Annotated in this window: 7 protein-coding genes; 5 read left to right on the top strand and 2 right to left on the bottom strand. The window is 68.9% G+C overall.

Going from position 1 to position 12,799, the window contains the following annotated elements; translation table 11 throughout:
* The 4 genes from SZ55_RS11650 to SZ55_RS11635 all read left to right on the top strand — a co-directional run.
* On the top strand, nucleotides 1–2,469 hold a 2,469-nt coding region (locus SZ55_RS11650), incomplete at its 5' end, for a LuxR C-terminal-related transcriptional regulator (protein WP_152644474.1).
* A gap of 507 nt (nucleotides 2,470–2,976) precedes the next feature.
* Nucleotides 2,977–4,098, top strand: a complete 1,122-nt coding sequence (locus SZ55_RS11645) for a Re/Si-specific NAD(P)(+) transhydrogenase subunit alpha (RefSeq protein WP_044405772.1) — start codon at nucleotides 2,977–2,979, stop codon at nucleotides 4,096–4,098.
* A gap of 12 nt (nucleotides 4,099–4,110) precedes the next feature.
* Nucleotides 4,111–4,425 (top strand): NAD(P) transhydrogenase subunit alpha, encoded by a 315-nt coding sequence (locus SZ55_RS11640; protein ID WP_044405771.1) that lies wholly within the window; start codon nucleotides 4,111–4,113, stop codon nucleotides 4,423–4,425.
* Between the two features lie 2 nt (nucleotides 4,426–4,427).
* Nucleotides 4,428–5,864 (top strand): NAD(P)(+) transhydrogenase (Re/Si-specific) subunit beta, encoded by a 1,437-nt coding sequence (locus tag SZ55_RS11635; protein ID WP_044405769.1) that lies wholly within the window; start codon nucleotides 4,428–4,430, stop codon nucleotides 5,862–5,864.
* A gap of 249 nt (nucleotides 5,865–6,113) precedes the next feature.
* Here SZ55_RS11635 and uvrD read toward each other — a convergent pair whose 3' ends face one another.
* On the bottom strand, nucleotides 6,114–8,297 hold the full coding sequence (uvrD, locus tag SZ55_RS11630; protein WP_044405767.1) for a DNA helicase II: 2,184 nt from the start codon (nucleotides 8,295–8,297) through the stop codon (nucleotides 6,114–6,116).
* A gap of 200 nt (nucleotides 8,298–8,497) precedes the next feature.
* On the opposite strand from uvrD, the gene SZ55_RS11625 reads away from it, so the two are divergent.
* Nucleotides 8,498–11,383 carry an EAL domain-containing protein gene (locus SZ55_RS11625; RefSeq protein ID WP_082078216.1) on the top strand — a complete coding sequence of 962 codons (2,886 nt, stop codon included), beginning with the start codon at nucleotides 8,498–8,500 and terminating at the stop codon, nucleotides 11,381–11,383.
* Here SZ55_RS11625 and trhP read toward each other — a convergent pair.
* Complete coding sequence (gene trhP / locus SZ55_RS11620; RefSeq protein ID WP_044405765.1) at nucleotides 11,367–12,710, bottom strand: prephenate-dependent tRNA uridine(34) hydroxylase TrhP; 1,344 nt, start codon at nucleotides 12,708–12,710, stop codon at nucleotides 11,367–11,369. The two genes, SZ55_RS11625 and trhP, sit on opposite strands and share 17 nt — an antisense overlap.
* Between the last annotated feature and the right edge of the window lie 89 nt (nucleotides 12,711–12,799).

Raw genomic sequence — 12,799 nt, 5'->3', positions numbered from 1 at the left:
CCCGCGCACGTGCCCCGACCGCGCCTGGTGGCGCCGCTGCTGGAGCAACCGGCGCGCCTGCGCCTGCTCTGTGCCCCCGCCGGCTTCGGCAAGAGCGTGCTGCTCAGCGAACTGCTGCGGGCCGGCGCCGACACCCACGACGCCATCGCCTGGATCGGCCTCGGTAGCGAAGCCCTCCCCGTGGAGCGCCTGGTCGCCCAGGTCGCCACCGCCCTGCAGCGCCCGGCCCCCGACCTGCCCCCGCAACAGGCCCTCTGGCAACTGCTGGGCGACCCCTCGCGGCCGCTGTGGCTGGTACTCGACGACTACCCCGCCGACCCGCCACCCGAACTGGACGCCTGCATCGACCTGCTGCTCGCACGCACCCCACCCAACCTGCAGCTGCTGGTCAGCGCCCGCCAGCGCCCCGAATGGAACCTGCCGCGCCTGCTGCTGGCCGGTGACCTGCAAGAGCTGGACGCCGCCCAGCTCGCCCTCACCCGTGACGAGCAGGAGCGCCTGGTGGACCTGATCGCCCCCCAGGCCAACCCGACCCTGCGCGACGAGCTGTGGGCGGAAAGCGAAGGCTGGTGCGCCGGCGTCCGCCTGCAACTGTGCAGCCGCTTCCCCCCGGCCGCCGCCAGCAACGTCGGCGCCCACCACTGCTGGCTCAAGGAATACCTCGACCACGAACTGCTGGCCCGCCTGGACGACGACGAAGCCCGCTGCCTGTTCGCCCTGGTGCACCTGCCCCGGGTCAGCGCCGAGCTCTGCCAGCAACTCTGGGAGGACGGCGACGGCGCCGCCCTGTTCGCCCGTCTTCTCGCCCGCCATGCCTTCTTCATGCCGCTGGACGAAGAAGGCCGCTGGTACCGCGTCCTGCCCATCGTCGCCCGGGTGCTGCGCAACCGCCTCGCCCCCGCAGCCGCCACCCACCTGCACCTGGCCGCCTGCAGGGTCTTCATCGCCGCCGGCCAGGTGGAAGACGCCATCGAACAGGCCCTCTGCGCCCAGCAGCCGGAAGTGGCCGCCAACTACCTCGAACACCTCGGCCAGGAATGGCTCACCGGCGAACAGCACCTCGCCCACCTGCTCGCCTGGCGCGACCGCCTGCCCCAGGTGCTGCTGGAAAGCACCCCGCGCCTGCTCACCCTCAGCGCCTGGGCCCTGCTGCTGGCCTGGCGCCTGGACGAGGCCCAGGCCTGCATCGAGCACCTCGGCCGCTTCCTGCCCCAGGCCGACGCACGGCGCAACCGCAAGCTGATCGCCAACGGCCAGGCCCTGCAGGGCGTGCTCACCGCCTTGCGCGGACGCTCCGCCAGCGAAGCCCGGCAGCACTGCCGCGAAGCCCTGGAACACCTGCCCGAACGGGACTGGATGCCGCTGCTGCTGTGCCACTCCGCCCTGGCTCGGATGGCCATGGCCGAAGGCGAGCCCGACCAGGCCGCCGCCCTGCTGCACGACGCCCTCGAACTGGCCCGGCGCCAGGGCAGCGTGCTCTTCGAGGTGCTGATCAACCTCGACCGCATCCGCCTGCTGGTCCTGCGGGGCGAACTCACCCGCGCCCAGAGCCTGGTCACCCAGAGCTTCGCCCTCACCGCCCGGCGCCGGGGCGTCGACGGCCTGCTGCTGGGCCGCCTGCACCTGATCCAGGCCGAACTGCACCTGCTCCACGGTCGCCTCGACGAAGCCGGCCCCGCCCTGGACAGCGGCCTGGAACAGGCCCTGGCCTGCGCCGACCCCTTCGCCCTGCACGGCTACCTCGGCCTCGCCGAGCGCAGCTCGCGCCAGGGCGAGTTCGACCAGGCCTTCCTGCACCTGCGCGAAGCCGAGCGGCAGATGCACTGCCGGCAGGTCTGGCGCCTGTGCTTCAACGGCGCCCTCAGCCTGCAGAGCATGCGCGTGCTGGCCCGCCAGGGCCGCTGGGAACGGGTCGAGCCAGTGGGCCTGCGCATCCAGCGCTACTTCGAAGGCGAACACCCCTGGATGGCCCCGCTCGACTACCCCACACTGCCCCTGCGCAACCAGCTGCTGCTGGCCCGGGTGCACCTCAGCGCCGGCCGCCCGCAGCAGGCCGAAGCGGCATTGCGCAGCCTCCTGCAACGCTGCGAGCGCCTGCAGTACCGGCCGCTGGCCTGTGAAGTCGGCCTGGTACTGGCCGAGGCCGCGCGGCAACTCGGCCAGGAGGACGCCGCCCAGCTGGAGCGCGAGGCCCGCCAGCAGGCCTCGGCCCTGGGCCTCAACGGCCTGCTGCAGGAATGGGCCGCCCTGCCGAACGGCACCCCGGCGGCCGTGACGCTGCTCAGCCAGCGGGAACAGGCGGTGCTGCACCTGCTGGCCGAGGGCTGCTCGAACGAAGAGATCGGCGGGCGGCTGTTCATCTCGGTCAACACCGTCAAGACCCACACCAAGAAGATCAACAGCAAGCTCGGTGTGAAACGCCGCACCCAGGCCGTGATGCGCGCCAAGACCCTTGGCCTGCTGGTCTGAGGCACCATCGCGACAATCCGCCACACCCACCCCGCACACCCGGCTCAAAGCCCCGCCGCAGAGCGACCTGACCCTGTAGTCAACTATTCATGAAAACTACAGAAGCCCGGATTTCCGGGACCTTATGGCAACTATAAAAAACGCTGACTAACAGTCCCCACGCTGGACACGGCAGGATTGCGCAGCCTTCCCGAGGTTCCGGCGTGCCCGGCGCTTTTCCAAGAGCCCCGGCGCCTCACGGAAGACAAAAGAACGCCGAAAGGCCCATTAGACAAGGGCTGGAGGCAGATCGAACCTTATCACCGGGGAAACGGTCAGTAGGTGACTTGTAGTTCTTATTGCGTTTTGCTCCAGAACTCCTTGATGGCCATTCGGTTCACCTGCAAAATGCCGCGCCCGTCCTGGTCGCGCCATGCGCACCCGGCGGCGTCGTGCTGATCCGCCCGCCAGAGCGCCATCGCAGTGCACTGGACTCATAAGTAAAACGATCACGCAGGAGGTTTTTACGTGCACATCGGTGTTCCTCTCGAAACCCAGGCCGGCGAAACGCGGGTTGCCGCGACGCCAGAGACCATCAAGAAGCTGATCGGCCAAGGCCATCAGGTCACCGTGCAGCGCGGGGCCGGCATCAACGCCAGCATTCCCGACGCCGCCTTCGAAGCCGTCGGCGCCACCCTGGGTGATGCCGCTGCCGCCTTCGGTGCCGACCTGGTGCTCAAGGTCGTGGCCCCCAGCGACGACGAAGCCGCCCTGATGAAGGCCGGTGCCGTCCTGGTGGGGATGCTCAACCCCTTCAGCAACGAAACCATCGCCCGGCTCAACGCCCGTGGCCTGACCGCCTTCGCCCTGGAGGCCGCCCCACGTACCTCCCGCGCCCAGAGCCTGGACGTGCTGTCGTCCCAGGCCAACATCGCCGGCTACAAGGCGGTGATGCTGGCGGCCAACCACTACCCGCGCTTCATGCCCATGCTGATGACCGCCGCCGGCACCGTGAAGGCCGCCCGCGTGCTGATCCTCGGCGCAGGTGTCGCCGGCCTGCAGGCCATCGCCACGGCCAAGCGCCTGGGTGCGGTGATCGAAGCCTCCGACGTGCGCCCGGCGGTGAAGGAGCAGATCGAGTCCCTCGGCGCCAAGTTCGTCGACGTCCCCTTCGAGACCGATGAAGAGCGCGAATGCGCCCAGGGCGTCGGCGGCTATGCCCGTCCCATGCCCGCCTCCTGGATGGAGCGCCAGGCCAAGGCCGTGCACGAGCGCGCCAAGCAGTCCGACATCGTCATCACCACCGCGCTGATCCCCGGCCGCAAGGCACCGACCCTGCTCCACGAGGCCACCGTCACCGAAATGAAGCCGGGCTCCGTGGTCATCGACCTGGCCGCCGCCCAGGGTGGCAACTGCCCGCTCACCGAGCTGGACCAGGTGGTGGTCAAGCACGGCGTCACCATCGTCGGCCACGGCAACCTCGCGGCCCTGGTGCCGGCCGATGCCTCCGCGCTGTACGCCCGCAACCTGCTGGATTTCCTCAAGCTGGTCATCGACAAGGACGGCCAGTTCCACCTCAACCTCGAAGACGACATCGTCGCCGCGTGCCTGATGTGCCGCGACGGGCAAGTCGTCCGCACCAACGGCTAAGGGGCAGCGGACATGGACCTGATTTCTGACGGCATCTACAACCTGATCATCTTCGTGCTGGCCATCTACGTCGGCTACCACGTGGTGTGGAACGTGACCCCCGCCCTGCACACCCCGCTGATGGCCGTGACCAACGCCATCTCCGCGATCGTGATCGTCGGCGCCATGCTGGCCGCCGCGCTCACCGTCACCCCCCTGGGCAAGGCCATGGGCACCCTGGCGGTGGCCCTGGCCGCGGTGAACGTCTTCGGTGGCTTCCTGGTCACCCGCCGCATGCTGGAAATGTTCAAGAAGAAAGCGCCGAAAGCGGCTGCGGAGAAACACTGACCATGAGCATGAACCTGATCACTGTTCTCTACCTCGTCGCCTCGGTGTGCTTCATCCAGGCGCTGAAGGGCCTGTCGCACCCGACCACGTCCCGTCGCGGCAACCTGTTCGGCATGATCGGCATGGCCATCGCGGTGTTCACCACCGTCGGCCTGATCTACAAGCTCGGCGCCGAGCTCGCCACCCAGGGCATCGGCTACGTCATCGTCGGCCTGCTGGTCGGCGGCACCGCCGGCTCGATCATGGCCAAGCGCGTCGAAATGACCAAGATGCCGGAGCTGGTCGCCTTCATGCACAGCATGATCGGCCTGGCCGCCGTGTTCATCGCCATCGCCGCCGTGGTCGAACCCCAGTCCCTGGGCATCGTCGCCACCCTGGGCGACGCCATTCCCAAGGGCAACCGCCTGGAACTGTTCCTCGGTGCGGCCATCGGTGCCATCACCTTCTCCGGTTCGGTGATCGCCTTCGGCAAGCTCTCCGGCAAGTACAAGTTCCGCCTGTTCCAGGGCGCCCCGGTGGTGTTCAAGGGCCAGCACATGGTCAACCTGCTGGTGGGCCTGGCCATCCTCGCACTGGGCCTGTACTTCACCTTCACCGGTGACATCCGCGCCTTCGCCGTGCTGGTGGCCCTGGCCTTCGTCATCGGCGTGCTGATCATCATCCCGATCGGCGGCGCCGACATGCCGGTGGTGGTGTCGATGCTCAACAGCTACTCGGGCTGGGCGGCGGCCGGCATCGGCTTCTCGCTGAACAACTCGATGCTGATCATCGCCGGTTCGCTGGTGGGCTCCTCGGGCGCGATCCTCTCCTACATCATGTGCAAGGCGATGAACCGCTCGTTCTTCAACGTCATCCTCGGCGGCTTCGGTGCCGACGCAGACGCCGGCAGCTCGGGCGGCAGCCAGGAGCAGCGCCCGGTGAAGTCGGGCTCCTCCGACGACGCGGCCTTCCTGCTGACCAACGCCGACACCGTCATCATCGTCCCCGGCTACGGCCTGGCCGTGGCCCGTGCCCAGCACGCGCTGATGGAACTGTCGGAGAAGCTGAGCCACCGTGGCGTGACCGTGAAGTTCGCCATCCACCCGGTCGCCGGCCGCATGCCCGGCCACATGAACGTCCTGCTGGCCGAGGCCGAAGTGCCCTACGAGCAGGTGTTCGAGATGGAAGACATCAACTCCGAGTTCGGCCAGGCCGACGTGGTGCTGGTCCTGGGCGCCAACGACGTGGTCAACCCGGCCGCGAAGAACGACCCCAAGTCGCCCATCGCCGGCATGCCGATCCTCGAGGCCTACAAGGCCAAGACCGTGATCGTCAACAAACGCTCCATGGCCAGCGGCTACGCCGGCCTGGACAACGAACTGTTCTACCTGGACAAGACCATGATGGTCTTCGGCGACGCCAAGAAAGTCCTGGAAGACATGGTCAAGGCCGTGGACTGAGATCACACGCCTGCGCTCCACCTTTCCCAGCCCCGGCCTTCGTGCCGGGGTTTTTTATGGGCAGTGTCTCAGGCGGGTGCTGCGGCGTGCGCTCCTGAATAGCCCACCGGGGAAAGGGGCTGGAGAGCAGCCAAAGGTTGGCATAGCCCTTGGGAAATGACAGGCAGGGAGCGCCCGGTGGGTCGAGCAGGTACAGCCAGGGAAGCAACGGCCGGAAGGGCAAACCAGACCCTCCCGGCCACACCGGCCTCAGAGCGGCTGCAACTTCGCGTAGGCCAGCATCAGCCACTTGCTGCCTTCGCTCTCGAACTTCACCTGCACCCGCGCCTGGGCGCCGGCGCCTTCGAAGTTGAGGATGGTGCCCTCGCCGAACAGCGCGTGCTGCACACGCTGGCCGAGGGTGAAGCCGGTCTCCGGCACTTCGGCACCGCTGAACATCGACGGCGTGCGCGGGGCGCTGCCGGCCATCGGGCGGCTGACGGTATTGCCCAGGCGCACTTCGCGCACCAGCGAGGCGGGAATCTCGCGGACGAAGCGCGAAACCTTGTTGTAGGTCTCGCTGCCGTACAGGCGCCGGGTCTCGGCGTAGGTCAGCACCAGGCGCTGCATGGCGCGGGTGACGCCGACGTAGGCCAGGCGGCGTTCCTCTTCCAGGCGGCCGGGTTCCTCCATGCTCATCTTGTGGGGGAACAAGCCCTCTTCCATGCCCACCAGGAACACCAGGGGGAACTCCAGGCCCTTGGCGCTATGCAGGGTCATCAGCTGGACGCTGTCCTCGAAGGCATCGGCCTGGGCTTCGCCGGCTTCCAGGGACGCGTGGCTGAGGAAGGCCTGCAGCGGCGTCAGCTCCTCGTCCTCCTCACTGTTCTCGAAGGCGCGGGCGGCGCTGACCAGTTCCTCCAGGTTTTCCACCCGGGCCTGGCCTTTCTCGCCTTTCTCTTCCTTGTGGTAGGTGATCAGCCCGGTCTGCTCGATGACGGTCTGGGTCATCAGGTGCAGGGGCATTTCCAGGACCTTGGCGGCGAGGTTCTCCACCAGTTCGACGAACACCGCCAGGGCCGACGCCGCGCGCCCCGACAGGCCCTTGTTGGCCAGCAGCAGGCGGATCGCCTCCCACATGGACACGTCCTGGGCGCGGGCGAACTCGCGGATGCTCTCCACGGTCTTCTCGCCGATGCCGCGCGGCGGCACGTTGATCACCCGCTCCAGCGCAGCGTCGTTGCCACGGCCGTCCAGCAGGCGCAGGTAGGCCATGGCGTTCTTGATCTCGGCGCGCTCGAAGAAGCGCTGGCCGCCGTAGATGCGGTAGGGAATCTTCTCCCGCAGCAGCGCCTCTTCCAGCACCCGCGACTGGGCGTTGGAGCGGTAGAGGATGGCGATCTCGCTGCGGGTCATGCCGTCCTTCAGCGCGCTCTCGATGCTCTCCACCACGTAGCGGGCTTCGTCATGCTCGTTGTAGGCGGCATAGAGGCCCAGCGGCTCGCCGTCCGGGCCGTCGGTCCAGAGTTCCTTGCCCAGGCGGCCGTTGTTGTTGGCGATCAGGGCGTTGGCGGCCTTGAGGATGGCCGCGGTGGAGCGGTAGTTCTGCTCCAGGCGGATGGTCTGCACATCCGGGAAGTCGCTGGCGAACTGCTGGATGTTCTCGATCCGCGCGCCGCGCCAGCCGTAGATGGACTGGTCGTCGTCGCCCACCACCATCAGGCTCTCGCCGCCCTGGGCGAGCAGGCGCAGCCAGGCGTACTGCACGGCGTTGGTGTCCTGGAACTCGTCCACCAGCAGGTGGCGGAAGCGCCGCTGGTAGTGCGCCAGCAGGCTCGGCTTGTCGCGCCAGAGGTCGAGGGCGCGCAGCAGCAGTTCGGAGAAGTCGATGACCCCGGTGCGCGCGCAGGCGGCCTCGTAGGCCTCGTAGATCTTCAGCATGGTGGCGAGGAACAGGTCGCCGCCGGCCTGGATGTGCTGCGGGCGCAAGCCCTCGTCCTTCTGCCCGTTGATGAACCACTGCGCCTGGCGGGCTGGCCAGCGCTGCTCGTCCAGCCCGAGGTCGCGGATCACCCGCTTGATCAGCCGCTGCTGGTCGTCGCCATCGAGGATCTGGAAGTTCTCCGCCAGCCCGGCCTCCTGCCAGTGCGCGCGCAACAGGCGGTGCGCCAGGCCGTGGAAGGTGCCCACCCACATGCCGGCCGGGTTGATGCCCAGCAGCTGCTCGATGCGGTGGCGCATCTCGGCGGCGGCCTTGTTGGTGAAGGTCACCGAGAGGATGGAGTGAGGCGAGGCGCCCTCGGTGAGGATCAGCCAGGCGATGCGATGCACCAGCACACGGGTCTTGCCGGAGCCGGCGCCGGCCAGCACCAGCTGGCGGCCCAGCGGAGCGGCCACAGCCTGCACCTGGGCATCGTTGAGGGACGCGATGAGGAGTTCGGGGTCGTTTTGCATCGCGGCATTCTAGGGGGGCGGCCCAGGCAGGGCAAACCGATGACCGGGCGGTCGGCCAGACGGCACGCAGCCTGCGTGCCAGAGCGCCCGCCAAAAGTTGGGAGGCGCAAGGGAGAAAGGCATCACATAACCCTTTGGCGACTCCGCAGGCTCGGGTAAGCTCCGCCGACGCCTAGGCAACCATTACAAGAACATCGCCTATGACCGCGACTCCCAACCAGGCTTCCCTTGCGTTTGCCGACGACGATTCCGCGCCGCTGCGCCCCCCGTTCGCCGCCGATCTGGCGATCGAGCGCACGCGCCTGCTCTACCAGGGCTCCCGGGTCCCGACCCTGTTCATGCTGCTCAACGGGCTGGCCTGTGCCTGCCTGCTGTGGCGCTCGGAACTGGCGGCCCTGCTCTCCGGCTGGCTGATCTGGCTGGTCCTGCTGGCCGTGCTGCGGCTGACCCAGGTCGCCGCCTTCAACCGCGCCCTGCCCTCGCGCCAGGCCCAGCCGCACTGGCACCGCACCTTCCTGCTCGGTGCCGGCGCCTCGGGGCTGACCCTGGCCTTCCCGGTGGTCTTCCTGGTGCCGGCGGACGCCTTCCTGCAGCAGGCGCTGGTCTACGGGCTCGTCGCCGCCGCCATCCTCTCCGCCAGCGTCGCCTATGCCGTCAGCCTGCCGGCCTTCCTCGCCTTCGCCCTGCCCTGCCTGCTGCCCACGGTCAGCTGGCTGCTCGCCAGCGGCCACCCGCTGCTGCGCGGCTGGGGCCTGCTGAGCCTGACCCTGCTGGCGGCGCTGATGGTGGTGGCGCTGCAGGTCAACCGCCTGGTGCGCAACAGCCTGCTGCAGCGCCTGCAGAACCAGGCCCTGATCGACAACCTGGAGCACGCCAAGAGCCGCGCCGAAGGGCTCAACGCCGAACTGGCCCGCGAGGTGGAACAACGCCGCCGTGCCGAGCGGGAGCTGCGCGGTGCCCACGACGAACTGGAGATCCGCGTCGCCCAGCGCACCCTGGAACTGGCCGACGCCACCCACGCCCTGGCCAAGAGCGAGGCACGCCTGGCCCTGGCCCTGGAGGCCAGCGAGCTGGGCCTGTGGGACTGGAACCTGGAAACGGACGAGGTGCACCACACCCAGCTCAAGGCCATCTTCGGCCTGGAGAGCGACGAGGTGTCCCGGGTGCTCAGCGACCTGCGCCCCTGCCTGCACCCCGACGACGTACCGCTGCTGCGCCGCGCCCTGGTTGACCACCTCAAGGGCCGCAGCGAGGACTACGCGGTGGACTACCGCGTGCGCCACCGCGACGGCCGCTGGATCTGGGTGGAAGACCGCGGCCGCGCCGTGGAGCGCGACGCGCGCGGGCGCGTGCTGCGCATGGTCGGCACCCGCCGCGACGTCACCGCCCGGCGCCAGGCCGAGGAGCAGCAGCGCCTCGCCGCCACGGTGTTCGAGGCCGCCAGCGAAGGCATCGTCATCCTCGACCCGGACTACCGCCTGCTGGCGGTCAACCAGGCCTTCACCCAGGTCACCGGCTACCGCGCCGAGGAAGTGCTCGGCCGCGCCGTGGCGGAAATCAGCGGCACCCGCGAGAGCCGCCGCCAGTACCACCTGATCCACCAGCAGCTGGAGCACGACGGCTGCTGGCAGGGCGAGCTGGTGGACACCCGCAAGAACGGCGAGCTCTACCCGCAGTGGCTGCAGCTCAACGTGGTGCGCGACTCACGCGGCCAGGCCAGCCACATCGTCGGCTTCTTCTCCGACCTCTCGGCCCGGCGCGAGGCCGAGGAGCGCCTGCGCTACCTGTCCCACTACGACGACCTCACCGGCCTGGCCAACCGCACGCTGTTCCGCGACCGCCTGCACCAGGCCAGCGAGCGGGCCCGCGAGCACGGCCACGGCCTGGCGCTGCTGCACATCGACCTGGACCGCTTCAAGGTGCTCAACGACAGCCTCGGCCACGAACTGGCCGACCAGCTGCTGCGGCAGATGGGCCGGCGCCTGGCCCAGGCCGCGCCGGAGGCAGACACCATCGCGCGGCTGTCCGGCGACGAGTTCGCGCTGATCCTCGACCGCTACGGCAGCCTCTCCAGCCTCGCGCGCACCGCCAGCCGCCTGCTGGCCAAGCTGCGCACGCCGATGACGGTGGGCGGCGAGGAGCTGGTGGTCAGCGCCTCCCTGGGCATTAGCCTGCTGCCGGACAACGCGCGGGAGATCACCACCCTGGTCAGCCAGGCCAACATGGCCATGCAGCACGCCAAGCACCTGGGCGGGAACACCTTCCAGTTCTTCACCGACAACCTGCAAGCCTGCACCCTGGAGCGCCTGCAACTGGAAACCCAGCTGCGCAAGGCCATCGACGAGGGTCAGCTGGAGGTCTTCTACCAGCCCAAGCTGTGCCTGGCCGACGACAGCCTCAACGCCGCCGAGGCCCTGGTGCGCTGGCGCCACCCGCAGATGGGGCTGGTCCCGCCGGGGGACTTCATCGGCCTGGCCGAGGAAACCGGGCTGATCGCCCCCATCGGCGAGTTCGTCCTGCGCCAGGCCTGCCTGCAGGCCCGCGACTGGCAGCGCCAGGGCGTAGCGGACATCCGCGTCTCGGTGAACCTCTCCGGCCACCAGCTGCGCCAGGGCAACCTGGTGGCCCTGGTGCGCCAGGTGCTGGCGGAAACCGGCCTGCCGCCGCGCCTGCTGGAACTGGAGCTGACCGAGAGCCACCTGCTGGAGAACGTCGAGCACGTCATCGCCACCTTCCACCAGCTGCGCGAGTTGGGGGTGAAGCTGGCCATCGACGACTTCGGCACCGGCTACTCGTCCCTGAGCTACCTCAAGCGCTTCCCGGTGCACTACGTGAAGATCGACCAGACCTTCATCCGCGACCTGTCGCTGGGCGGCGAGGATGCCGCCATCACCCGCGCCATCATCGCCATGGCCCACGGCCTGGAACTGAAGGTGGTGGCCGAGGGCGTGGAGACCACCGAGCAGCTGGACTTCCTCAAGGAGCAGGGCTGCGACGAAATCCAGGGCTACCTGCTGAGCCCGCCGGTGGAGGCCTCGGCCTTCACCGCGCTGCTCCGCGAGCAGAGCGCTACGCTGTGGCGCTGACCGGCTCCGGCAGGTCGCGCAGCAGCAGCCCGTGCTCCAGGTCGAGGTCGGCAGGCAGCGGGATGTAGAGGACGTGGCCGTCCCCCGGCGCCACCTCACGGCGGCTGCCATCGCCGGCCTGCAGCCCGTGGAGGATGAAACCGAGGTTGCCGGCGGGGGTCATCAGCTCCAGGCGGTCGCCCACCTCGAAGCGGTTCTTCACCACCACCTCGGCCAGTTCGCCCCGGCGCACGCCGGTCAGCTCGCCGACGAACTGCTGGCGCGACGGCCGCGAGCTGCCGAAGGCGTAGTTCTGGTAATGATCGTGGGTGTGCCGGCGCAGGAAGCCTTCGGTGTAGCCCCGGTTGGCCAGTGACTCCAGGCGCTCCAGCAGGCGCGGCTCGAAGGGCCGGCCGGCCACCGCGTCGTCGATGGCCTGACGGTAGGCCTGGGCCGTGCGGGCCACGTAGAAGTGCGACTTGGTGCGCCCCTCGATCTTCAGCGAATGCACCCCCATGGCCACCAGGCGCTCCACGTGCTGCACGGCGCGCAGGTCCTTGGAATTCATGATGTAGGTGCCGTGCTCGTCCTCGAAGGCGGGCATGAAATCGCCGGGGCGGGTCTCGTCCTCCAGCAGGAAGACCCGCTCGGTGCTCGGCCCCTCGCCCAGGGTCGGCGCCGGCTGGCAGGCGTGGACGATGTCGCCGAGGGTGTCCTCCCGCGCTTCACCGGCCTTGTACTGCCAGCGGCAGGCGTTGGTGCAGGTGCCCTGGTTGGGGTCGCGGTGGTTGATGTAGCCGGAGAGCAGGCAGCGCCCGGAATAGGCCATGCACAGCGCGCCGTGGACGAACACCTCCAGCTCGATGCCGGGCACGGCCTGGCGGATCTCGCCGATCTCCTCCAGGGACAGCTCGCGGGAGAGGATCACCCGCTCCAGCCCCTGGCGGTGCCAGAACTCGACGCTGGCCCAGTTCACCGCGTTGGCCTGCACCGACAGGTGGATGGGCATGGCCGGGAAGTGCTCGCGCACCAGCATGATCAGCCCCGGGTCGGACATGATCAGCGCATCCGGCCCCATGGCCACCACCGGCTCAAGGTCCTTGAGGAAGGTCTTCAGCTTGGCGTTGTGCGGGGCGATGTTGACCACCACGTAGAAGCGCTTGCCGGCGGCATGGGCCTCGGCGATGCCCAGCGCCAGGTTGGCGTGGTCGAACTCGTTGTTGCGCACCCGCAGGCTGTAGCGCGGCTGCCCGGCGTAGACGGCATCGGCACCGTAGGCAAAGGCGTGGCGCATGGACTTGAGGGTGCCGGCGGGGCACAGCAGTTCGGGGGCGGGAAGGCGGGACATGGGCGGGGCTCGTGACGCGAAAAATCGCGCATTCTAGGCAAGCCCCAAACCACGGGTATTGCGCTGGAGCAATGCCGCTGCACGCCCAC

The sequence above is a fragment of the Pseudomonas sp. FeS53a genome, assembly GCF_000931385.1.
GTDB lineage: Bacteria > Pseudomonadota > Gammaproteobacteria > Pseudomonadales > Pseudomonadaceae > Metapseudomonas > Metapseudomonas otitidis.
The sequence above is the reverse complement of the archived record's forward strand: the minus strand, read 5'-3'. Positions and strand labels throughout refer to the sequence as shown.

Excerpts from the sequence above, each read along its gene's own strand:
- uvrD (WP_044405767.1), bottom strand. The coding sequence starts at position 8,297 with ATGCAAAACGACCCCGAACTCCTCATCGCGTCCCTCAACGATGCCCAG.
- SZ55_RS11640 (WP_044405771.1), top strand. The coding sequence starts at position 4,111 with ATGGACCTGATTTCTGACGGCATCTACAACCTGATCATCTTCGTGCTG.
- SZ55_RS11635 (WP_044405769.1), top strand. The coding sequence starts at position 4,428 with ATGAGCATGAACCTGATCACTGTTCTCTACCTCGTCGCCTCGGTGTGC.
- trhP (WP_044405765.1), bottom strand. The coding sequence starts at position 12,710 with ATGTCCCGCCTTCCCGCCCCCGAACTGCTGTGCCCCGCCGGCACCCTC.
- SZ55_RS11625 (WP_082078216.1), top strand. The coding sequence starts at position 8,498 with ATGACCGCGACTCCCAACCAGGCTTCCCTTGCGTTTGCCGACGACGAT.